Annotated in this window: 23 protein-coding genes; 13 read left to right on the top strand and 10 right to left on the bottom strand. The window is 31.0% G+C overall.

Going from position 1 to position 23,778, the window contains the following annotated elements; genetic code table 11:
- Window positions 1-27: 27 nt before the first annotated feature.
- From QNK89_RS08850 to QNK89_RS08835, 4 genes are all read left to right on the top strand, one after another.
- Entirely contained in the window at window positions 28-3,099 is a 3,072-nt protein-coding gene (locus QNK89_RS08850; protein ID WP_340170699.1) for a class I tRNA ligase family protein, read from the top strand.
- On the top strand, window positions 3,092-3,448 hold the full coding sequence (locus QNK89_RS08845) for a hypothetical protein (RefSeq protein WP_340170655.1): 357 nt from the start codon (window positions 3,092-3,094) through the stop codon (window positions 3,446-3,448). Before QNK89_RS08850 ends, QNK89_RS08845 begins: the two co-directional genes overlap by 8 nt.
- A 29-nt stretch (window positions 3,449-3,477) precedes the next feature.
- A complete protein-coding gene (locus tag QNK89_RS08840) occupies window positions 3,478-4,002 on the top strand; it encodes a hypothetical protein (RefSeq protein WP_340170654.1) in 525 nt (174 codons plus the stop codon).
- A 75-nt stretch (window positions 4,003-4,077) separates the two neighbouring features.
- Entirely contained in the window at window positions 4,078-4,791 is a 714-nt protein-coding gene (locus QNK89_RS08835) for a zinc metallopeptidase (RefSeq protein ID WP_340170653.1), read from the top strand.
- Window positions 4,792-4,861: 70 nt separating this feature from the next.
- On the opposite strand, the gene QNK89_RS08830 is transcribed toward QNK89_RS08835, so the two are convergent.
- The 3 genes from QNK89_RS08830 to QNK89_RS08820 all read right to left on the bottom strand — a co-directional run bounded on the left by QNK89_RS08830 (window position 4,862) and on the right by QNK89_RS08820 (window position 7,679).
- The gene (locus tag QNK89_RS08830) at window positions 4,862-5,488 is read right to left on the bottom strand and encodes a response regulator transcription factor (RefSeq protein ID WP_340170652.1); all 627 of its coding nucleotides are present in this window, start codon (window positions 5,486-5,488) and stop codon (window positions 4,862-4,864) included.
- Window positions 5,489-5,807: 319 nt separating this feature from the next.
- A complete protein-coding gene (locus tag QNK89_RS08825; protein WP_340170651.1) occupies window positions 5,808-6,278 on the bottom strand; it encodes an Lrp/AsnC ligand binding domain-containing protein in 471 nt (156 codons plus the stop codon).
- Between the two features lie 36 nt (window positions 6,279-6,314).
- Entirely contained in the window at window positions 6,315-7,679 is a 1,365-nt protein-coding gene (locus QNK89_RS08820; protein ID WP_340170650.1) for a saccharopine dehydrogenase C-terminal domain-containing protein, read from the bottom strand.
- 79 nt (window positions 7,680-7,758) lie between these two features.
- Here QNK89_RS08820 and QNK89_RS08815 point away from each other — a divergent pair, with 79 nt between their 5' ends.
- Entirely contained in the window at window positions 7,759-8,148 is a 390-nt protein-coding gene (locus tag QNK89_RS08815; RefSeq protein WP_340170649.1) for a DUF423 domain-containing protein, read from the top strand.
- A 64-nt stretch (window positions 8,149-8,212) separates the two neighbouring features.
- Complete coding sequence (gene pckA / locus QNK89_RS08810; protein ID WP_340170648.1) at window positions 8,213-9,823, top strand: phosphoenolpyruvate carboxykinase (ATP); 1,611 nt, start codon at window positions 8,213-8,215, stop codon at window positions 9,821-9,823.
- Between the two features lie 113 nt (window positions 9,824-9,936).
- Here pckA and QNK89_RS08805 read toward each other — a convergent pair whose 3' ends face one another.
- Both QNK89_RS08805 and QNK89_RS08800 read right to left on the bottom strand, forming a co-directional pair.
- Window positions 9,937-10,683: a uroporphyrinogen-III synthase gene (locus tag QNK89_RS08805; protein WP_340170646.1), complete on the bottom strand. Its 747-nt coding sequence runs from the start codon at window positions 10,681-10,683 to the stop codon at window positions 9,937-9,939.
- 24 nt (window positions 10,684-10,707) lie between these two features.
- Entirely contained in the window at window positions 10,708-11,355 is a 648-nt protein-coding gene (locus QNK89_RS08800; protein ID WP_340170645.1) for a DUF4271 domain-containing protein, read from the bottom strand.
- A 108-nt stretch (window positions 11,356-11,463) separates the two neighbouring features.
- Here QNK89_RS08800 and QNK89_RS08795 point away from each other — a divergent pair, with 108 nt between their 5' ends.
- The 3 genes from QNK89_RS08795 to QNK89_RS08785 are packed head-to-tail and all read left to right on the top strand — an operon-like array spanning window position 11,464 to window position 14,054.
- Window positions 11,464-12,195, top strand: a complete 732-nt coding sequence (locus QNK89_RS08795) for a polyprenol monophosphomannose synthase (RefSeq protein WP_340170644.1) — start codon at window positions 11,464-11,466, stop codon at window positions 12,193-12,195.
- Window positions 12,192-13,538 (top strand): dihydroorotase, encoded by a 1,347-nt coding sequence (locus QNK89_RS08790; RefSeq protein WP_340170643.1) that lies wholly within the window; start codon window positions 12,192-12,194, stop codon window positions 13,536-13,538. The genes QNK89_RS08795 and QNK89_RS08790 overlap by 4 nt, the downstream gene beginning before the upstream one ends.
- A 33-nt stretch (window positions 13,539-13,571) precedes the next feature.
- Window positions 13,572-14,054 (top strand): DUF4296 domain-containing protein, encoded by a 483-nt coding sequence (locus QNK89_RS08785; RefSeq protein ID WP_340170642.1) that lies wholly within the window; start codon window positions 13,572-13,574, stop codon window positions 14,052-14,054.
- A gap of 17 nt (window positions 14,055-14,071) precedes the next feature.
- Here QNK89_RS08785 and QNK89_RS08780 read toward each other — a convergent pair whose 3' ends face one another.
- Window positions 14,072-15,079, bottom strand: coding sequence for an NAD-dependent epimerase/dehydratase family protein (locus QNK89_RS08780; protein ID WP_340170641.1), 1,008 nt, complete (start codon window positions 15,077-15,079; stop codon window positions 14,072-14,074).
- An 88-nt stretch (window positions 15,080-15,167) separates the two neighbouring features.
- Between QNK89_RS08780 and tyrS the strand changes: the two genes are divergently transcribed.
- Window positions 15,168-16,478: a tyrosine--tRNA ligase gene (gene tyrS / locus QNK89_RS08775; protein WP_340170640.1), complete on the top strand. Its 1,311-nt coding sequence runs from the start codon at window positions 15,168-15,170 to the stop codon at window positions 16,476-16,478.
- Window positions 16,479-16,583: 105 nt separating this feature from the next.
- Here the strand turns inward: tyrS and QNK89_RS08770 are convergent, their stop codons facing one another.
- From QNK89_RS08770 to QNK89_RS08760, 3 genes are all read right to left on the bottom strand, one after another.
- Window positions 16,584-16,883: a YHS domain-containing (seleno)protein gene (locus tag QNK89_RS08770; protein ID WP_340170638.1), complete on the bottom strand. Its 300-nt coding sequence runs from the start codon at window positions 16,881-16,883 to the stop codon at window positions 16,584-16,586.
- Between the two features lie 51 nt (window positions 16,884-16,934).
- Entirely contained in the window at window positions 16,935-17,915 is a 981-nt protein-coding gene (locus QNK89_RS08765; RefSeq protein ID WP_340170636.1) for an acyl transferase, read from the bottom strand.
- 122 nt (window positions 17,916-18,037) lie between these two features.
- Window positions 18,038-20,113 (bottom strand): T9SS type A sorting domain-containing protein, encoded by a 2,076-nt coding sequence (locus QNK89_RS08760; RefSeq protein ID WP_340170635.1) that lies wholly within the window; start codon window positions 20,111-20,113, stop codon window positions 18,038-18,040.
- 238 nt (window positions 20,114-20,351) lie between these two features.
- Here QNK89_RS08760 and QNK89_RS08755 point away from each other — a divergent pair, with 238 nt between their 5' ends.
- Both QNK89_RS08755 and QNK89_RS08750 read left to right on the top strand, forming a co-directional pair.
- On the top strand, window positions 20,352-21,035 hold the full coding sequence (locus tag QNK89_RS08755) for a response regulator transcription factor (protein ID WP_340170634.1): 684 nt from the start codon (window positions 20,352-20,354) through the stop codon (window positions 21,033-21,035).
- Between the two features lie 3 nt (window positions 21,036-21,038).
- Window positions 21,039-22,076 (top strand): ATP-binding protein, encoded by a 1,038-nt coding sequence (locus tag QNK89_RS08750; protein WP_340170633.1) that lies wholly within the window; start codon window positions 21,039-21,041, stop codon window positions 22,074-22,076.
- On the opposite strand, the gene QNK89_RS08745 is transcribed toward QNK89_RS08750, so the two are convergent.
- The gene (locus tag QNK89_RS08745) at window positions 22,059-22,697 is read right to left on the bottom strand and encodes a glycosyltransferase (RefSeq protein ID WP_340170632.1); all 639 of its coding nucleotides are present in this window, start codon (window positions 22,695-22,697) and stop codon (window positions 22,059-22,061) included. The two genes, QNK89_RS08750 and QNK89_RS08745, sit on opposite strands and share 18 nt — an antisense overlap.
- 401 nt (window positions 22,698-23,098) lie before the next feature.
- On the opposite strand from QNK89_RS08745, the gene trmB reads away from it, so the two are divergent.
- Complete coding sequence (gene trmB / locus QNK89_RS08740) at window positions 23,099-23,773, top strand: tRNA (guanosine(46)-N7)-methyltransferase TrmB (RefSeq protein ID WP_340170631.1); 675 nt, start codon at window positions 23,099-23,101, stop codon at window positions 23,771-23,773.
- The last annotated feature ends 5 nt before the right edge of the window (window positions 23,774-23,778 follow it).

Here is a 23,778-nt window from a genome sequence, read left to right as displayed (position 1 = left end):
TTAAATTTGAAGCGTAAAATCAACACTATGCAATACGATTTTAATAGAATAGAGAAAGATTGGCAAAAATATTGGTCAGAAAACCAAACATTTAAAGCCTCTAACAATTGCGAAAAGCCAAAATATTATGTGCTTGATATGTTTCCTTATCCTTCTGGAGCAGGTTTGCATGTTGGTCACCCATTAGGTTATATAGCTAGCGATATTTATGCACGTTACAAACGCCACAAAGGATCTAATGTATTGCATCCTCAAGGTTACGATAGTTTTGGGTTGCCTGCAGAACAGTACGCAATACAAACAGGTCAACATCCAGCTATTACTACAGAAACGAATATTAAAACCTATAGAAGACAATTAGATCAAATTGGTTTTTCTTTTGATTGGAGTCGCGAAGTACGTACTTCTAATCCAGAATATTACAAATGGACACAATGGATATTTATTCAATTATTTCAATCGTATTATTGCAATAATGATAATAAAGCTAAAGATATAAACGAATTAGTTTCAATTTTTTCTTCGGAAGGCAATGCCAATGTTGCATGCGACGATATTATTGAAACATTTACTTCAGAAGCTTGGAATAGTTTTTCAACAGAAGAACAACAGGCAATACTATTAAAATACAGATTAACCTATTTAGCAGAAACCGAAGTGAATTGGTGTCCAGCTTTAGGAACCGTTTTAGCAAACGACGAAATTGTAAATGGCGTATCAGAACGTGGTGGACATCCAGTTATGCGTAAGAAAATGACACAATGGAGTATGCGAATTTCTGCTTATGCAGAACGCTTACTTCAAGGTTTAGAAACTATAGATTGTACAGATGCCTTAAAAGAAACACAACGTAACTGGATTGGGAAATCTGTAGGAGCAACCGTATCTTTTAACGTTAAAGGTCATGATGAAAGCATTGAAGTTTTCACTACAAGACCTGATACCATTTTTGGAGTATCATTCATGACACTTGCTCCAGAGCATGAACTCGTTTCTAAACTAACAACTGCAGAACAAAAAGCTGAAGTTGAAACTTATATAGAAAAAACAGCAAAACGTAGCGAACGTGATCGTATGGTAGATGTAAAAACCATTTCGGGTGTATTTACAGGTGCTTACGCAGAACATCCTTTTACAAAAGAGCCAGTACAAATATGGATTGGCGATTACGTATTAGCAAGTTACGGAACAGGAGCAGTAATGGCTGTGCCATGTGGAGACCAGCGTGATTACGATTTTGCAAAACATTTTAATATTCAGATTCCTAACATTTTTGAAGGTGTAGATATTAGCAAAGAAGCATTTACAGGAAAAGACAATGTAAAAATTGCAAATAGTGATTTCCTTAATGGAATGAACTACAAAAAAGCCAGTAAACGTGCTATTTACGATTTAGAGCAGTTAGGACAAGGCGAAGGCAAAACAAATTATAGGTTAAGAGATGCCGTATTTTCTAGACAGCGTTATTGGGGAGAACCATTTCCAGTGTATTACGTTAATGGAATGCCGCAAATGATAGACGCAGAACATTTACCAATTAGATTACCAGAAGTAGAAAAATATTTACCAACCGAAGAAGGCGAACCACCTTTAGGTCGCGCCAATGTTTGGGCTTGGTGCACAAAAACTAATACTGTTGTTGCAAACAATAAAATAGATAATAAAACTATTTTTTCTCTAGAGCTAAACACCATGCCAGGTTGGGCAGGAAGCTCATGGTACTTTTTCCGTTATATGGAAGAAGCAGCGAGTAGAGGCAATGTTTTTGCAAGTAAAGATGCGTTAAACTATTGGGAAAATGTAGATTTATACATTGGTGGTGCAGAACACGCAACAGGACACTTATTATATTCTCGATTTTGGGTAAAATTACTTAAAGATCGTGGTTTTGTAAATGTTGAAGAGCCTTTTAAGAAGTTGATAAATCAAGGGATGATTTTGGGTACTAGCGCTATTGCATTAAATGTTACAAATATTAGAGTAAATCATTTATCTAAACTGTATAGTTTAAAAGAGGATGAATTCAAATTTACTACAGATTATTCTCAAAATAGTTCTGGTCAAAAAGTAAATATATTAGTTTCAAAAGATTTGATGTTTGAAAGTACTAACACTAAAAATACCATTAGTTGTTCAGGTATAAATAATTTAAATCATGATCCATCTAAAAAGAATTCGCTTTTTAACACTATTCTCAGTATTTTAGATATTAATGAAGAAGTTAAAGATGAATTATTAAATGGGGAATCTATATTATCATATTTTATTAACCCTATACGAGTTGATGTAAACAAGGTTAATGCTTCAGATGAATTAGATATTGATTCTTTTAAGATCCAAAAAACAAGTAAGGAATATGAAAAATCACTATTTATATTAGAAGATAATGATATTTTTCTTGTTGGGAGAGAAGTTGAAAAAATGTCTAAAAGATGGCTTAATGTAGTGAATCCAGAAGTTATTTGCGAGCAATATGGTGCAGACAGTCTTCGTCTTTACGAAATGTTCCTTGGTCCGTTAGAGCAATACAAACCATGGGATACAGCAGGTATTTCAGGTGTGCACAGTTTCCTTAAAAAATTATGGAAATTGTATGTAGACGATAATGGATTAAAAGTAAACGATGCCGAACCCACAAAAGACAATCTAAAAACATTACACAAAACAATAAAAAAAGTACAAGAAGATATCGAGAATTTCTCTTTTAATACTTCGGTGTCCACGTTTATGATTGCTGTAAATGAGTTAACAGCTCAAAAATGTACGAGTAAAGAAATATTAGAACCTTTACTAGTTTTAATATCACCTTATGCACCACATATTGCTGAGGAATTATATAATAAATTAGGAAATAATACCTCAATTTCTACATCACCTTTCCCAGAGTTTGATGCTAGTCATCTTGTAGAAAGTAGTAAAAATTATCCAATTTCATTTAATGGTAAAATGCGTTTTACGCTAGAATTACCTATGGATTTTACAAAAGATGAAATTGAAAAAGCGGTTATGGCTCACGAAAAAACCATTACTCAATTAGACGGTAGAGAACCTAAAAAGATAATTGTTGTACCAGGTAAAATTGTTAATATAGTTGGGTAAAAAAATAGGAATATTTGTAGGTGTTTTACTTTTAGCAGGTGCTATTAGTTATTTTGTTATAGATGCTAATGAAAAGCAATTTAATAAAATACAATGGCATGAAACACCATCAACACGCTATGATATGGCTAAGGATATTATAGATAGTAATATGCTTTTTGGAAAAACAAAAGCAGAAATTATTTTATTGTTAGGCAGTACTACTAAACCTTCAACCTTAAAAGGTAAAGACCACTTGGTATATTCTTTAGGCAAAGCATCAAGTTTTTTTGAAGTAAAAGAAGAGACACTTATTATTGTTTTTCAAGACGAAAAAGTGATTAATGTTATTCATTCTTATCAAAACTAATTATTTTTATATATTAAAATAATAATAAAATGAAACAGTTTCTTAGTATTCTATTATTTATTACAATTAGTTTTTCTGTCCAAGCACAAGATGGAACCTTAACATTTCCAGAAGATTATTTAGGAGTTTATAAGGGAGAACTTGAGATTACTAATGCTAAAGGAAAGCAAAGTGTTAATATGGAGTTTCATTTAACAGCTACAGATTCTGTTGGTGTTTATAATTATATTTTAGTGTATGTAATTGATGGTAAACCAAGCCCTAGAAATTATACGTTAAAAACTATAAATAAAGAAAAAGGAGAATATGTTGTAGACGAAAATAATGGTATTGTATTGGATGCAAAATATGTAGATAACACTTTGTATTCCGTTTTTGAAGTTGATGATAACCTACTTATAACTACAGAACGCTTTCACCTTGACTATATGATATTTGAAATTGTTTTTTCTGGTAAGAATAAAAAAAATGTTATTGAAGGAAACGAAGAGATACCAATGGTCACAAGTTATTCAGTTACCGTAACGCAAAAAGCGTACTTAGAAAAACAGTAAAACTGACAAATTTTCTTATTATAGAATTGGCTTACTTTTTGATATATTATTAATTAGAATTTAAAACTTAAAATAATGATGATGACAGGACATATGGGATATTATATCCTAATAGGTGCAATAGCTTTAGTAAGTTGGTTAGTTAGTAACCAGTTAAAAAAGAAGTTTGCCAAGTACTCTAAAGTGCAATTGCGAAATGGTATGAGTGGTGCTGAAATTGCAACAAAAATGCTGGCAGATCATGGCATTCGAGATGTTGAGGTGATTTCTTCACCAGGACGTTTAACAGACCATTATAACCCAACAAATAAAACAGTAAATTTAAGTGAGGCGGTTTATAACCAACGTAATGCAGCAGCAGCCGCAGTTGCAGCTCACGAAGTTGGTCATGCTGTACAACATGCTATCGCATACCAATATTTAACAATGCGTTCTAAATTAGTGCCAGTGGTACAGGTTACTTCTAGTATGTCTCAATGGGTTGTTTTTGGTGGAGTAGCACTAATGGCATCTGATGCGCTTGGAGCTGCAGGTCAATATGTTGCCATTGCAGGTTTAGTAATGATGGCTTTTGCAACGTTATTTAGTATTGTTACTTTACCAGTAGAATACGATGCTAGTAATCGTGCTTTGGCTTGGTTAAAAAATAAGAATATAGTTTCTCAAGAAGAGTATAAAGGTTCTGAAGATGCTCTTAAATGGGCAGCAAGAACTTACTTGGTTGCTGCAATTGGTGCAATAGCATCGTTATTATATTGGGCTTTACAGGTTTTTGGTGGAAGAGATTAATTTGAAGCTTTTTATTTTATAAAGTATCGTTTTCTAAGGATACTAATTTGTTTTTTAGCCCATATATAACCTAGCCTGCAATATTTTTAGATTCTGTCTTAAGTAATAAACTGTTTCTATGCCATTCTACAGTTCTTGGACTAATAAAAAGAGTTTCTGCAATATCATTAGTAGTTAATTGCTTACAAATTAATTTTAAAACTTCAATTTCTCTTTTTGTAAAGTAGTTAGTATCAAAGTTTGATTTCACTTTTTTATCTGTAGGGTTAACAATGCTTTCATGGATGTATTTCATGACTTGTTCGTCATAATAAAAACCTTTTTTTGAAACTTCAACAATAGTTTTAATCATTAAATCTGGTGTGCTGTTTTTTGCTAAATAAGCAATAGCACCAATAGAAATCATATTAAGTATAAAGGGTTTGCTAAAATAGCTTGTTAATGCGATAACTTTAATGTTTGGGAAGCGTTTTCTTATAGGTTTAGTCACCTCTACACCATTTAATTCTGGCATTTTAAGATCTGTAATAACTATTTCAGGAAGTATTTTAGTGTTAGTTAATAGGTCTATTAAATGTTGCCCGTTTTCAGTATCAAATAGTACATCTATCGTATCGTTACTTTCTAGAATAGTTTTAAGACCTTGTCTAAATAAAAGCTCATCATCAGCTAATGCAATTTTTATTTTATTGTCCATATTTACAGCGTATTATAAATTGACTTCCACTATTTGGGGTACTCTCTATTTTTAGTGTGCCATTTAATATTTTAACTCTACTTTTAATATTTTGAAGCCCAATTCCAGGCTTTTTTTAACTTCATTAACAGTAAAACCTTTACCATTATCTTGAAATCTAAGTTCTAAGTTATCTTCAGGTATGTACTTAATGACATTAACATCTAATAATGTATCAACAGTTAAAAGTTGATAATTGAGTAAACAATATTTATTCTATAAAAAAAGCTCCTAATATTTTATAAGGAGCTTTTGTTTTGTTGTTAAATCTAAGATTTGTTTATATTTTTATTTGTCTCTCAATTTGCTGGTCTAAAGAAATAAAAGTCTCAGTTCTTGACACGCCTTCAATAGATTGAATTTCGTTATTTAATAAATGCATTAAATGCGCATTATCTTTACAAAGTATTTTAATTAAAATACTCCAGTTTCCTGTGGTGTAATGGCATTCTAAAACTTCAGGTATCTTTTTAAGTTGCTTTACAGCATCAGGATTGCTAATAGCTTTATCAAGATATATACCTACAAATGCCATTGTACTATAACCTAATATTTTAGGGTTAATAATAAATTTAGAACCTGCAATTAAACCTGATTTTTCAAGTTTTCTTAACCGTTGGTGTATTGCAGCTCCCGAAATACAAACTTGTCTCGCTATTTCTAAAACAGAAGTTCTGGCATCTGTCATTAATGTACGAAGTATTTTTTTATCAATACCGTCTATGTGTATGTTTTGATTTATAACTTTCAAAGCCTATATGTATTTTCGAATTAAAACATAAATGTACTAAACATGTAGAGGATTGTAACCTAAGTAAGGAACTTTTTTCTCGTTAAATATAATCCCAAAATCTTCAAGTTTTGTTAAAATAGGTTGGTAAACCTCTTTGGTAATTGGTCTTAAAACTCCAGGAGTTGTTATTTTTTTATTAAGAATAGCCATTGCAGCAATAGCGACTGGTAAACCTACAGTTTTTGCCATTGCAGTGTAAGTTTGATCTTCACCTAAAGTAACCATAGTAGCATCTATTTGGTGCTTTTTACCATTTAATTCGTAACCAAATTTATGGTACATTACAATCATATCTTTATCTGTTGGGTCTAAAGTCCAACTGTCCATCAATATTTTTTGTAAAATTTGAGCAGGTGTTGCTTTATCAAGATCTACCATTTTTGTTGAGCTAAATAGGTCTAACTCTTCCAGTTTATCCCAAACAATATCGTCCTGGTCTATTTTAAGCGCATGTCTAAATTTTATTTCAACAGAGTCTGTTGAGCTATATGGTAAGAATGAGTTTACAAAATCACGATAACTCATATTTTTACTATCGTCTATGGTGTAAATATCGTCAGTCATACCAAGTGCAGCAAATATATTCCAAGCACGACTAAAACCAACGCGTCTAATAGTACCACGATATAAAGTTTTAACATCGTCAAGGCCATAAATGTCTTGGTATTTTAGGGAGTCTCTATTAGCGTATGCCTCAAAACGTCCAAAACCATCTACCTCTAAAAACTCTGTACGTCTAAATAAACGGTTATATGGTATGTATTTATAGGTGCCTTCTTGAAGGAACTTAGCAGCACTTCCTTGTCCTGCAAGCACAACATTTCTTGGGTTCCAAGTAAATTTATAGTTCCATAAATTATTGTCGCTTTCTGGAGCAACTAATCCTCCTGTAAAAGATTCGAATAAAATTAGTTTTCCGCCATCTGCCTCAATTCTATCTATTACTTGCATAGCACTCATATGGTCGATTCCTGGATCTACTCCAATTTCATTCATAAATACTAAGCCTCTATTTTTTGCTTGAGCATCTAAAGCTTGCATTTCATCGCTTACATAAGAAGCTGTTACCATATTTTTACCAAAAGTAATACAATCTTTAGCTACTTCTATATGAAAACGCGCAGGCAACATTGAAATTACAATGTCTGATGCTTTTACTGCTTCTTCTCTAGATTTGTCATTAAATACATCTAAAGTAACAGCAGTTGCGTTTTTATGATTACCAGTTAGCTTTGAAGCATTCCCAATATTTAAATCACCCACTGTTATGTGGAGATTTTCAGTTTCAGATTTATCTAATAGATATTTTATTAAGTATGATGCAGATTTTCCTGAACCAATAACTAAAATGTTTCTCATAATGAAATTTGTTACCTAATTTTGTTTGGACGAAAGTACTAAAATGCAAATTGTTTTAAAACTCAAACAATAAATATATATGAACAAAAAAATATTAGTATTAGGTTCTTTTTTTGGGCTATTAGCAGTTATAATAGGCACCTTTGCAGCTCATGGTTTAAAACCAAAGATTACAGTTGAAGCTATGCAATCTTTTGAGACAGGAGTGCGCTATCAAATGTATCATGCATTTTTACTTTTAATTATAGGAAATCTTGAAGCTATTTCTATAAAAAGTAAAAAAATAATTTTCTATTTGGTAGCAGTAGGCGTGTTGTTTTTTTCAGGATCAATATACGCCTTAGCGACAAATACACTTACTGCTTTTAACTTTAAAGTAATAGGTTTTATAACTCCCATTGGTGGATTGTTACTTATTGTAGCTTGGCTTATATTGTTAATAAACTTTGTAAAAAGCGTTAAGAATTAACGTAGATTTATACAAGAGTTTTAGAATAATATGTACTTTTGCAACCTAAACAATACACCAAATTATGGTAAACCATACACAATCTACTAAAACGATTTCGTTAGAAAAATACGGTATTAAGAATGCTAATGTTCGATACCAATTATCACCAGAAAAATTACAACAAACTACTATTGAAAAAGGTCAAGGTGTGCAAGCATCTTCTGGAGCTCTAGCTGTTAATACAGGAGAGTTTACAGGACGATCACCAATGGACCGTTTTATTGTAAAAGATGATATAACTAGAGATCGCATTTGGTGGGGAAATATTAATATTCCTTTTGATGCAAATAAGTTCGATAAGTTTTATGATAAGGTTGTGAATTATTTGTCTGAAAAGGAAGTGTTTGTAAGAGATAGCTTTGTTTGTGCAGATGAAGATTACAAACTAAACATTCGTGTTATCAACGAGTATCCATGGAGTAACATGTTTGCTTATAATATGTTTTTACGCCCTACAGATGCTGAGTTAAAAAATTTCACGCCAGAATGGACCATTGTTAATGCACCAGGTTTTATGGCTGATGCTAAAGAAGATGGTACAAGACAACATAATTTTGCGATATTAAATTTTGAAAAAAAGATTGCATTAATTGGAGGTACTGGATATACAGGAGAAATTAAAAAAGGAATTTTTTCTGCTTTAAATTTTATACTTCCAGTGTTTAAAAATACATTACCTATGCACTGTAGTGCAAATGTTGGTAAAGATGGTGATACTTCAATTTTCTTTGGCCTTTCTGGAACAGGAAAAACAACTTTATCTACAGATCCAGATAGAAGCTTAATTGGTGACGACGAACATGGCTGGACTTCTGAAAACACAGTCTTTAATTTTGAAGGTGGTTGTTATGCAAAAGTGATTAATTTATCTCAAGAGCAAGAACCGAAAATTTTCGATGCAATAAAAGAAGGTGCTATTCTTGAAAATGTTAAAATGAATGAAAAAGGAGAAGTAGATTTTGCAGATACTTCAATTACACAAAACACACGTGTAAGCTATCCTATTCATCATATAGAAAATATTAAAGTGCCATCAATAGGTAAGAATCCTAAAAATATTTTCTTTTTAACTGCTGATGCTTTTGGTGTTTTGCCTCCTATTTCAAAACTAACACCAGGACAAGCTGCTTATCATTTTATTTCAGGTTACACAGCTAAGGTGGCAGGAACAGAAGCAGGAATTACTGAGCCTGTACCAAGCTTTTCTGCATGTTTTGGAGCGCCTTTTATGCCATTACATCCAACAAAGTACGCAGAGATGCTAAGTAAGAAAATGCAAGATGCAGGAGTAACTGTTTGGTTAGTAAACACTGGTTGGACTGGTGGACCTTATGGTGTTGGCAGTAGAATGAAATTAAAATATACTAGAGCAATGATTACTGCAGCTATGGATGGTTCTCTAGAAGAAGCAAATAAAGGAAACTACCATAAACATTCTATTTTTAATGTAGATCAGCCAAGAATTTGCCCTAACGTGCCAACTGAAGTGTTAAGTCCAAGAAAATCATGGAATAACGATGAAGGTTACTATAAAACTGCAGATAAGCTAGCGCGTTCATTTAATGATAATTTTAAACAGTTTGAAGACAATGCTAATGATGCTATTTTAGCTGGAGCTCCAAATGTAAAATAATACACAACAACAGTTTTGAGCATAACAAAGAAAAGGCTTCTCAATTTGAGAAGCCTTTTCTTTGTTATAAGTAGAAGACCTGAATGAGGTCTACTTTATTAACTTTATATATTTTATTTTTTGTTTACAGAATTTATGTACTTTTTAAGCGCCATTGTCATAGAAGGAGTTTCTGGAGTTGGAGCAGCGATATCTACTCTTAATCCTTTTGCTTCTACTGCTTTTATAGTTGTGTTTCCAAATACAGCAATTCTAGTATCTTTTTGTTGAAAATCTGGAAAGTTATGAAACAAAGAATCAATACCACTTGGGCTAAAGAATACTAATATATCATAGGTTACACTTTCTAAATCAGATAAATCACTAATTACTGTTTTATAAAAAACAGCTTCCTTCCAGTTTACACCTAGTCCATTTAGTACTTCAGGAACTTCTGCTTTTAATTTATCTGCGGCAGGTAATAAAAACGTTTCATCTTTATACTTTTTAATTAAAGGAGAAAGCTCAGTAAAAGTACGTTTGCCAACATATATTTTACGTTTTCTATACACAACATATTTTTGAAGATAATACGCTACAGCTTCAGATTGGCAAAAATATTTCATGCTATCTGACACTTTAAAGCGCATTTCTTCAGCAACTCTAAAAAAGTGATCTACAGCATTTCTACTTGTTAAAACTATAGCTGTAAACTTACTAAGGTCAATTTTTTGTTGCCTAATTTCTTTTGAAGGCAAACCTTCTACGTGAATAAAAGGACGAAAATCTATTTTCACTTTCTGTCTTTCTGACAAATCGAAATATGGCGAATTTTCAATTTTAGGTTCAGGTTGCGAGACTAAAATGGTTTTCACTTTCATATAATAATAGCTTTTTTTAAGGCCTTATTGTAACGTATATAACTTATACAAAACGAGATAAGGTGAAATTTCAAGTGTGCAAAGATACAAAATAAAATAAAACCAATTCTTTTTTATTGTTTTAAGATTATTTTTTATGAATAATAAAATTCCAGCAACATTGATTATAATTAGGAGTGCCAAGAAAATGGCTAGATTTAATTGGTTTGGAAGCCAAGAATAAATTAAAATAGCATTTATAGGAATTAATAAAATACCTATAAAATTCTTGTAACTTGTTTTTTGAAATATATAATTATCAATTATACTGTCTATGTTTAATACACTACTCACTATGCGTTCTAGCATTATTTTAGTAAGTATTAAAATACCAATGCCTAAAGCTAGCTTAGAAGAAATTAAAGGGTTATCTATAGGATAGTTATTGCTTAAATTTAAACACAACAAGGAAAATATTGCTAATCCAATACTTAGATTAGTAAAAAGTAAGCTTTCAAAAAAATCAAAAAACTTATGTTCTCTAACATAAACTTTTAAATATCTAAAGTTTATTAGTAACATTAAAAAATATTGAAATCGTTTTGGAGCCAAAAGCTTAGTAATTGCAACTAAAGTAAGACAAATTACAAGTAAAATGGTATAAAGTTCGGTTGAAAGCACTTCTCTTAGCATGTTGTAAAATTATTATAAAATAATTAAGAAAAGGCACCATTTATTAATAAATATTTACAAAAAACTAAAAGTCAAATATGTACATTTGCCATAATTTAAAAGCTACTAATGCAAGACGCTGTTGTAATTATACCAACTTATAACGAAATTGAAAACATAGAGTCGATAATCATGACTGTTTTTAATCAAGATAAAGCGTTTCATATCTTGGTTGTAGATGATAATTCACCAGATGGTACTGCAAGTAAAGTAAAGGAATTACAAAAGCAGTTTCCACAATCTTTGTTTTTAGAAATGAGACAAGAAAAATCTGGATTAGGTACAGCTTATATTCATGGTTTTAAATGGTGTTTAAAAAGAGATTACAAGTATATTTTTGAGATGGATGCAGATTTTTCTCATAATCCAAAAGATCTTATAAGGCTGTATAATGCATGCCATAATTTAGGAGCAGCAGTTAGTATAGGGTCACGTTATGTCAAAGGTATTAATGTTGTAAATTGGCCTTTAAGCAGGATTATCTTATCTTATGGAGCTTCAATATATGTAAAAATAATCACAGGAATGCTCATAAAAGATAGTACTGCAGGTTTTATTTGCTATCATAGAAGTGTGCTAGAGAGTATTAATTTTGATGATATTAAGTTTATAGGTTATGCGTTTCAAATTGAAATGAAATTTAAAGCCTATTTAAAAAAGTTTAAAATAGTAGAAGTACCAGTTATTTTTACAGACAGAACAAAAGGACAATCTAAATTAAGTTCAAGTATAATTTTAGAGGCAATCTTTGGAGTTGTATCTATGAAGTTTAAAAGTATATTCAACAAAGAAAAAGAATGAGCGAAAAAATAACACTTATTAAAAATGCCAAGATTGTTAATGAAGGCACTATTTTTACTGGAGATATATTAATTGAAGGTGAGTTTATTACAAAAATAGACACCTCTATAAGTGCTAAATCATCAGATGTAAATGTGTTTGATGCGGAAGGTAAATATGTGCTTCCTGGAATGATTGACGACCAAGTACATTTTAGAGAACCAGGTTTAACGCATAAAGCAAATATAGAAACAGAATCTCGTGCAGCAATTGCAGGAGGTATTACTTCTTTTATAGAAATGCCTAATACCAATCCGCAGACTACTACAATAGAAAAGTTAAATGATAAGTTTGCAATTGCTAAAGAAACATCTTTTGCTAACTACTCTTTTATGTTTGGTGGCACCAATGATAATTTAGAAGAAATTTTAAAGGTTAACCCAAAAGAAGTTGCAGGTTTAAAACTATTTTTAGGATCCTCTACTGGAGATATGTTGGTAGATAATCCAGAAGTTTTAAAAAAAATATTCTCAAGTACAGATTTGTTAATTTCCGTACACTGCGAAGATGAAGCAACAATTAAAGCCAATACAGAGGTTTATAAAGCGCGTTATGGAGAAGATATACCAATTAATTTACATCCAATAATTAGGAGTGAAGAAGCATGTTATTTGTCTTCATCCAAAGCAATAGAATTAGCTAAAAAAACAGGAGCAAGATTGCATGTTTTTCATTTGTCTACTGGAAAAGAAACAAAATTATTTAGTAATAAAATCCCTTTAAAAGACAAAAAAATAACAGCTGAGGTTTGTATTCATCACTTATGGTTTAGCGATAAAGATTACGACGATAAAGGCACTTTAATAAAATGGAATCCAGCCGTAAAGACAGAAAAAGATAGAGAGCAGCTATTAAAAGCGTTACTAGACGATAGAATAGATGTTATAGCAACAGACCACGCACCACATACAATAGAAGAAAAAAGTAATGTGTATACAAAAGCGCCTTCTGGAGGCCCTTTAGTGCAACATGCGCTACCAGCCTTATTAGAAATGCATCATCGTGGGCAAATTTCGATTGAGAAAATTGTAGAAAAAACAGCTCATAATCCAGCTATTTTATTTGAAGTGGAAAAACGTGGTTATATTAAAGAAGGGTATTATGCAGATTTGGTTGTTGTAGATTTAAATAACCCATGGACAGTAAATAAAGACAATATTTTATATAAGTGTGGTTGGTCTCCTTTTGAAGGCACTACATTTAAATCTCGTATTACTCAAACTTTTGTAAATGGAGGGTTAGCCTATAAAAACTTTAAGTTTTACGATACAAAATATGCTAAAAAACTTACATTTAATAGGTAATATACTTACAGTATTTTAAACTTTAATAGATATATGAAAAAAAAACACTTTTTATTTTTAATAATATTATTAATACTAAGCTCTTGTTATAAGGTTGAAAAACCTAATAAACCAGAAAATTTAATTTCTGAAGATAACATGGTTAATGTATTAGTGGATATGGCTATTATGTCTTCTGCGAAAGGTGTTAATAAAAGTAATATTGAGAAAAATGGTATTGTGCCAGACGCGTATATTTATAAAAAAAACAATATAGATAGTATTACTTTTGTAGAGAGTAACGCTTATTATGCTTTCGATATTAAAAAATATGATGCTATCTATTTACGTGTAAAAGATAGCTTATCTGTATTGCGAGAAAAATATAAAGCAATCGACACTAAAGAGAAAAAGGAAAAAGAAACTAAAGATTCTATTAATAGAGCAAAAATAAACGAAGAGAAACGAAGAAAATTTAAAGAAAACACAGAGTCTAAATTTCCTCAAGAGCGAAAACCAGTTGCCAAAGGAAAATAGAACTTTTTAGTCCAGTATTAAATATCTTTTAAATACAACTCGCACGTTTTTTTTATTTCAACTTCTAAATTAGAATATTCAAATTTTATAACTGCTTCAATCTTATCTCCATTGTATTGAGATTTTAATATTAAAGAATCTACAAGCTGTTTAGATAACACTCGTCTCTTTCCTGTAACTTTATGTTTTAACCAGTCAAGTCTCCAACCTATTTGTAATAACCAGTTTTTTGCTTCTTTTTTAGGTGGTTTAACATTTAAAGCCTCTGCACAAATAGTTAAGAATTTTTTATAAGTCCAATTTTGCGATACTAAAATAAAGCGTTCGTTTTTTACATTGCTTAGCATGAGTAAAACCATAATATCAACAACATCTTTAATAGCTACGCACCCAACAGTGCCCATGGTGTAATATTTTAACTTATTGTGTATTGTTTTAATTATAGAGCCGCTGCCATAATTCCAAATCCCTGGACCAATAATAACTCCAGGATTAATAATTACAGCGTCCAAACCTTCTTGTGTACCACGCCATACTTCTAACTCGGCTCCATATTTAGTAATAGCATAAACACTATTGTCTACCTCTTCATTCCATTCGGTTTCTTCGGTTGTAACTTCTCCAGATTTTGATTCACCTATTGCTGCAATAGAACTAACATAACATAATTTTTTAATATTATTTGAAACACAAAAATTTACAATATTTGCTGTGCCTTCAATATTGGTTTTTTGCAATAAATCAAATTTATCTGGTTCAAAAGAAACAAATGCTGCACAATGGTAAACATGTGTAATATCCTTAAAAGCTTCTGTTAAGGCAGGAATATCATTTAAATCTGCTTGAATCCAGTCTATTTTATTAAAAAGAGCTTCGGCATTGTTAGAGTAGTAAGAAAAAATTCGTTTAATCGTTTTAAACTTTTTTTCATTTCTATAAATTGCACGTACAGTTTGCTCTTCATTTAACAATTTAAAAAGCAAATGCGCACCTACAAATCCTGTTCCTCCAGTAACTAAAATCATACATCTAAGATAATAAATATTCAATATTGTATCTTAATTATATAGCTATTTTTATCTTTGTGAATCAATACACAAAATCAAGCATAAAATGGCTAATACATTTGTAGAAGAATTACGTTGGAGAGGTATGTTGCACGACATCATGCCAGGAACAGAAGAGCAATTAAATAAAGAGATGACAACGGCTTACATTGGCTTCGATCCTACAAGTGACTCTCTACATATTGGTAGTTTAGTGCCAATTATCTTATTAGTACACTTAGAAAAAGCAGGACATAAACCTGTTGCTTTGGTTGGTGGAGCTACAGGAATGATAGGTGATCCTTCTGGAAAAAGTGATGAACGTAATTTATTAGACGAAGTTGCTTTAGCACATAATGTAGCCGGAATTAAAGGCGTTTTATCTCGATTTTTAGATTTTAATTCTTCAAATAAAAACGCACCAGTTTTAGTAAATAACTACGATTGGATGAAAGATTTTAGTTTTATCGATTTTGCTCGTGATGTTGGAAAACGTATAACGGTAAATTACATGATGGCTAAAGACTCTGTTAAAAAACGTTTATCTGGAGACGAAGGAAACGTTGGAATGTCTTTTACAGAATTCACTTACCAATTAATCCAAGGTTACGATTTTCATCATTTGTACAAAACTATGGGTTGTAAATTACAAATGGGAGGAAGTGACCAATGGGGAAACATAACTACTGGAACAGAATTAGTAAGGCGAATGGACGATGGTGAAGACCAAGCAAAAGCTTTTGCCATGACATGTCCATTAATTACAAAAGCAGACGGTTCTAAATTTGGTAAAAGTGAAGGTGGGAATGTTTGGTTAGACACAAATAAAACATCAGTTTATAAGTTTTACCAATTCTGGTTAAATACTTCAGATGATGATGCTGAAAAGTATATTAAAATCTTTACGTTTTTAGATAAATCTACAATTGAACCATTAGTTAGTGAACATAAGGAAACACCACATTTACGTTTGCTACAAAAGCGTTTAGCTAAAGAAGTAACTACTTTTGTACATTCTGAAAATGATTTTTTAAATGCTAAAAAAGCCTCTGGAATTTTATTTAGTAAAACGTTTAATGAAGATATACGTACACTAGATGAAAGCTTATTTTTAGATGTTTTTGAAGGTGTGGCTCAAGCCGAAATAACAAAAATAGATTTAGCTGAAGGTCTAGACATGATTGCTGCTTTAGCAGATAAAACAAACTTCCTAAAAAGTAATAGCGAAGCAAGACGTGCACTTAAAGAAAATGCTGTTTCTGTAAATAAAGAGAAAGTAAATCAATACTATAAAATTACTGCTAAAGATTTAATAAACAACAAGTATGTTGTTTTAAATAAAGGAAAAAAGAATACTTATATTTTGAAGGTAGTTTAAAACCTTTATTAATGGTAATGTCTCTTCAATAAAAAAAGTCCGAATGCAAAGCTGCAAACGTACTTCTAAAAATTAGTCAACCAACTAAAAACTAATTTTTCTTTCTCATAATTTTAAATCAATCTTTTTCCCTTTCTCGGCTACTGCATAGGCACAGTATCCACCATATTGCGGGATGTATTGTTCTGGGTTTGCTGTAAACTTGTCTAAATGTATTTGAGACACAAACTTAAATTTTGTACCATCGTAAGTAGTTGTGAAGTTCTTATTTCCCTCTTCTGCTTTATTCTCAAAATAAGAAACCACATCATATCCTTCTGCTACAAAACCTTTTTTTGTATTGTAATCAGATTGTGTTTGCGTGAAAAATATTCCAAAGAAAAAAATGTAAATTAATTGTTTCATACCTATTCTGTAGTTATAGGTATACAATAATTACTGTAATACTTTTTTATTTTATAATACCATAAGGTTACAACCTCTAATATCGCTAGTATCAAAGCGCCCAATAATTTCGAAAGAGCCATCAATATTTACTTTACCTAAATCCTGAGTAGCAATAAATGAACAAGAATTAATATTTGCCAAATCGATAACATTAATACCTCCTGTTTTACCTTTTTTTGTTAATGATAAAGCATCTTCAGTATCGCGTGTTAATATTCGCATCCAATTGGGTAAATTAAAAACGCCATTACCTTTAGAATAGGCTTGGCTTAATAACTCTGTCATACCATATTCGCTATGTATAACATTAACTCCAAAGCCAGATTTTAAAACAGCGTGTAGTTCTTCTCTAATTAATTCTTTACGCCTGCCTTTCATACCTCCAGTTTCCATTATAATGGTATTGTTGAGGTTAAAGGATTGTGTTTCAACTAAATCTAATAAAGCAAAAGAAACTCCTATTAGTAATACTTTTTTACCTTTTGCATCTAAATGATTTAAAGTTTCGCTTAAAGCAGAAAGATTATCTAAGTAAAACCCGCTTTCTGGATGCTTAGAATCCTTAATCAAACTATCTACCATATAAATAAGAGACGAACCTTTACGTTCTAAATAACTTGGAAGTAAAGCCAGAACTACATAATCTCTTATATTTCCATAGAAAGCACTAAAGCATTTTTTAAAGCTATTCTGGTAAATAGAAAGTTCTGTTATGTGGTGTTTACTGGTAATGCTTCCTGTTGTTCCACTACTTGAAAATGTTTTTTTTATAGCTTCGGAAGAACTTATAACTTGATGGGATTTAAAAAACTGAATAGGCAAAAACGGAATGTCTTCAACAACATTTATATCACTAGGGTTTTTATATAATAAATCACAAAAAGAACGATAAATAGGATTGTTTTCAAATTGAAATCTAAAAATTTGTAAAGCTAAATCGTTAAATTCGGCTTCTGTTTCAATATTAAAGATTTGGTTTTGGTCTATCATTTTTATTTGTCAGTTCGAGTGAAAATTGCCTTACAATTTTTGTATCGAGAACATGAAAACAAAAGTAAACAAAAAGAGCGTTACCAAAAGCAACGCTCTTTTAAAAAGTATAATTATAAAGCTTATTTAATTACTAATTTCTTAGTAGTAGTTGCTCCATTTTGGTTTAATTTTAAAATGTAAACTCCAGTATTTAAATTAGAAACATTTAAACGATTGTTATTTATAGTTTGAGATATTACTTGCTTTCCTAAAATATCGAAAACAGTTACATTAATTGTTTCGTTAGAAGTAGTAGTAATGTTTACAAATCCAGTATTTGTAGGATTTGGATAGATTGAGAAATTTGTAGTTGTAAAATCTTCAGTAGACAATACATCATTAGTATAAACATCAATTGGGTAAGGAGTTACAGCTGTTGCATTATCACTTTGTCCATCAAAAGCATCTGCACCACTAAAAGTCCAGTTTCCGATTACGAATGTTCCATCAGGTCCTGTATTACTTACTCTGTAAGCCCAACCATCTACATAATCCCAAGCTTGTGAAGTACCATCTATATTAACATCTCCAAAAGTGTCAATTATTGTAGCACCTTCATAAAGTTCTATAGCATCATCACCATTAATTCCAACAACATTGTCAGTGTAAGTAGGTGCAAAACCAAAGAAAGTAGTAAATCCTGTAGATTCTGTTGCTAAAAATATGCGGTCTCCAGCGCTTACAGCATCTGCAGGAAAATTATATTCTACAATTCCAGCAGAAGAACCAGCACCATTTGTTATTGAGCTAATTCCAAAAACACTTAAATCTGGAATATCTGCTAAAGCCACAAGTTCAATACCTTTAGGAACACCTCCAGATAAAGGACCGTCATAAGCACCTACTAATACTAAAGTATTAGTAGCAGCTCCAAATACATTACCGTTTAAGGCTACAGATAAACTTCCAGCTGGTGCAGAAGCTACTGTAATATCTCCAATGTATAGTCCAACTGCTAATCCAGATGTTAATCTTACAAATACATCTGTGTTAGCTACTGTACCACTAACTTGAGAAACGGTTACAGATGTTGTAAACGTTCCACCAGAAGTTAAAGACACTTCAAAATTTGCAGGAGCAGTTACAGTTATGTCATTTGTTAAAAATAAACCTTCAACAGAAATAGATTCTTCATTAGATGGTCCTGCACTTAAAGCGTAATTTAATGCGATATTAGATGGAGAGAAAACACTAAATTGAGGAGTTGAAGGACTAACCGTTCCTGTAAGTGGTGTAGTTGTATCTGTTGCTCCCATAGAAGAAGCTGCAGCATCACCAGTGTATGTGTTCACTGTTAATCCTGCAGCTAATCTTACATAAATTGTACCCGAAGCTGAACCAGCAGTTTGAGCCAATGTAGCAGTTGGACCAAAAGGACCTCCAGTAACAGTTGACACTTCAAAACTTGTTGGAGCAGTAACAGTAACGTCTTGTGTTAAATTTAAACCTGAAATATTAAAGCTTTCTTCAGAAGAAGGACCGTTAGCTTCAAAATAATCCATACTAGCTGTGCTTCCTGAAATTGTAATAGATGGTGTTGTAGAAGCTGTTGCTGAATAAGTTCCAATACCTCCTAATAAAGTTTCAAAAGTTTCTGCTCCTCCTTGGCAAGTTCCTAATGTATTTATTGTTCCAACTCCTGGTATAGACCAATTTGCTTCTGTAAATCCTGCATCTGGACCAGTGCCATTTAAACGCTTAGCGTAAGAATCTGCATATTCCCAAGTTTCTCCAGTACCATCAATAGAATCTACACCATATTGATCAATGACTGTAGTTGTTGCAGTTTCTATAATTCTAATTCTATCGTCACCATTTAAATTTACAGTTCCAGAAACTAGTACAAGACTACTACTACCAATTGAAGGAAATTCTGATGCAATTGCAGCAGTACTTCCACTAGTTGTAACATAAACAAAAGCGTTAGTAACCGTACCAAAAATAGATAAATCTTGAGTGCTTCCCCAAGCAGTATTACTATTTGTTTGGTTTTGTAAAGAGTATAAATTAAAGTCTACAACACCATCAGCATATATTTCTAAAAGTTTAGGGTTTCCACCACTACAGTCACCATCAACAATAGCTGTAATTATTGGAGACTGTGCAAAAGATGCAGTCGCTATTAATAATGTAAATAAAAAGTAAATTTTCTTCATAATTTTTTGTTTTAAAATTTAGACTGCTAATATAAGAATATTTAATCGTAATTCTAAAAATATATGATCTATGAAACTAATATTTAACTATTAAATAACATTATCAACAATAATATCCTTTTATATCCTGAATAGTTAGTATTTAGGGTTTTAATATTAACTTAATGTTATTATTTTTAAATTTATTTAAGGTTATCTATTTAGTTTTATCTTTACTATCTAGAAACATAATTTTGTAATGAATAAAAAAGATATTAAAATACTTCTTGTAGATGATGAGCCAGATATTTTAGAAATTGTAAGTTATAATTTATCGCAAGAAGGTTATCAAGTTATTACAGCTAAAAATGGCGTAAAAGGTGTGGCAAAAGCTAAGTTAGAAAAGCCTCAACTTATCGTTTTAGATGTAATGATGCCAGAAATGGATGGTATTGAGGCCTGCGAGCAAATAAGAAAAGTGCCAGAATTAAAAAACACTATTATTACTTTTCTTACAGCTAGAGGAGAAGATTATTCTCAAGTTGCAGGTTTTGATGCTGGAGCAGACGATTATATCACTAAACCAATTAAACCAAAAGTCTTGGTTAGTAAAGTGAAAGCATTACTAAGACGTCTAAAAACCGAAGACTCTAGTATTCCTATTATTAAAATTGGTGATATAGAAATTAATAGGGAAGAATATAAAATAACCGTTAAAGGAAAAGAGGTTATTTTACCTAGAAAAGAATTCGAATTATTATACTTATTAGCCTCTAAATCTGGGAAAGTATTTAAAAGAGAAGATATTTTAGATAAAGTTTGGGGAAACGAAGTTATTGTAGGAGGAAGAACAATAGATGTACACATAAGAAAGCTAAGAGAAAAACTAGGCGATAACTCTTTTAAAACAGTAAAAGGAGTTGGTTATAAGTTTGTAGAATAAAATATGGGTTTAATAAAAAATTATAAATTTGCGCTTAAAACAGCACTATTACTCACTGTGTTATTAACACTCGTTATAAGTGTTTTTTTATATTTATTTCACACAGTTATAATTTTACAAATTTTATATTTTGCTATTTTTTGTTATGCTTTATCTTTTGCTGCTGTTCAATATCGAGTACAACATTTCATTTACAAAAGAGTTAAGCAAATTTATGATGATTTAAAACTTTTAGAATCTACTTCTTATAGAAAAAAAAGAATTACCACAGACATGGCAACTTTAATTCAAGAGATTGACAAATTTGCTAGAGATAAAAAAATAGAAATAGAAACTTTAAAAGTAAGAGAAGAGTACAGAAAAGATTTTCTAGGGAATGTTTCTCATGAATTAAAAACACCACTATTTACAGTTCAAGGCTATTTAGAGACTTTAATTGATGGAGCTGCAGATAATGAAAAAATTAGAGAAAAGTATTTAGATCGCGCAAATAAAGGAGTCGAAAGACTAATTTATATTGTAAAAGATTTAGATATGATTACAAAGTTAGAAGTTGGAGATGTTAGAATAGAAAAACAAACATTTAATATTATAGAATTAGTAAAAAGTGTTTTTGATTTATTAGAAATGAAAGCCGCTAAAAAGAAGATTACATTAACTTTTGATAGAGAATATTTAAAACCAATTTTAGTTAGTGCCGACAAGCAAAAAATACAGCAAGTTTTAACTAATTTACTTGTAAACTCTATTAAATATGGAAGAGAAAAAGGCACCACAGAAATAAGTGTTGAAAACCTAACAAAAAATAAGGCTATTATTCGTATTACAGATAATGGAGAAGGCATAGAAAAAGAAAATATACCAAGACTTTTCGAACGTTTTTATAGAGTAGACAAAAGTGGTTCAAGGAAAGAAGGAGGTTCTGGTTTAGGTTTAGCGATTGTTAAACATATTATAGAAGCGCACGACGAAAACATATATATTGAAAGTGAATATGGTGTAGGTAGTGAATTTTCTTTCACTTTAGAAAAGGTGAAATAAAACTTCTAAATCAGGTGTTTTATATTCCATGTTTAATCCTTTAAAATTTTCTATTTTTTCAAGTTCATTAATATTAAACTCGTCTTGATTGCAAAATGGCGCTAATTTTAAATCACTTAAACGTTTAGCTAAATATTCTTGTTCAAATTGGCCTGGAGTTGGTATAAAAAAAGCAGTTTTTTCTAGCTTTGCCAAATCCATTACTGTTGTGTATCCAGAACGAGAGATAATTATACTACTATTATTAATGGCTTTTTCAAGTTCATGAGTAGTCATGTAATTATATATAGTAAACTTATTTTTAGAAATTTTTGTTTGCTTGCTTTCAATTTTTCTTTTTACAAAAAGAATACTCCCAGAGAAAGTATCTAACTCTTTAAAAAGTATAGTTTCTATTATACTACGTTGAGGTTCTGGTCCAGAAAGTAAAACCATGATGTCGTGTTTTTTTTCCGATTTAGTTTTATTAAGCTTACTTAAAGGCCCTAAATATCTAATTTTAAACTTGCTTTTTTTTGGTAAGTGTCCAAGCTTACCGCTTAAGTTAGATTCGTTTTTAAAGTCTGGAACCCAAATTTCGTCAAAATTTTTAAGCTGAAAATTATTTAAAAGAGAGCTCATAAAACTTGTGTTCCCACTTAAAACATTAAGTTGATGTGTTATAATTACAGAAGGATTTTTTTTTGTTATAAACACCAAATCTGCAGTCAGATATTATCCCATCAATAGCATAGTCTTTAATAATGTTTTTTATACTTTTTTTTCAGCTCTAAAAATTTTAATGCTGGAAATTCCTTTTTAAGTAATAGTAAAGCTTCTCCATCTGTTGCAATAATAGGTTCAAAATCACGATCTATAAGCCATTTAAGAATAGGAATACATCTGGTTGCATGTTCAATTCCCCAATTTAAAGGTACTACGAGTATTTTTTTTCTTCATAATATCGATAACAAAGAAAATCATTGATCAAATTATTACACTCTCGTATATTTCCTTAATTTTACCAAAAATTAAATAAAGCAGTGGGAAGTAAGAATAAACTAAAAAGATTTAACGAAAACGAAACGTTTGCAAACGTTTTTCAGCCTAAACGCGAGGAGTTAGTAGATGCAGAATACAAAATGAAAGGACACTGGAATGCTAATCATTTTAAAAATAATAATCCGTTAGTTTTAGAATTGGGTTGTGGAAAAGGAGAATATTCCGTTAATCTGGCAAAAAAATACCTAAACAAAAATTTTATTGGTATCGATATCAAAGGTGCACGTTTTTGGAGAGGCGCAAAAACAGGTGTTGAAGAAAGCATACCAAATGTTGCATTTATAAGAACTCAAATAGAACTTATAGATCATGTTTTTGCTGAAAATGAAGTTGATGAAATCTGGATTACTTTTCCAGACCCTCAAATTAAATACAAGCGTACTAAGCATAGAATGACAAATTCTAAATTTTTAAAACGCTACAAAAAAGTGTTAAATCCAGAAGGTGTAATGAATCTTAAAACAGATAGTGAGTTCATGCATGGCTATACTTTAGGGCTATTACATGGAGAAGGACATGAGGTATTATATGCTAATCATAATGTATACAAACAAGAAGGAAGTCCAGAAGAAGTAACGAGTATTCAAACCCACTACGAAAGCATCTATTTAGAACAAAACAAACCAATTACGTATATTAGGTTTAAAATTAAGTAATCTAG

The organism is Lacinutrix sp., from assembly GCF_037625555.1.
GTDB lineage: Bacteria > Bacteroidota > Bacteroidia > Flavobacteriales > Flavobacteriaceae > Lacinutrix.
Note: the sequence above shows the minus strand (reverse complement) of the source record. Positions and strands in the feature narration are given on the sequence as shown.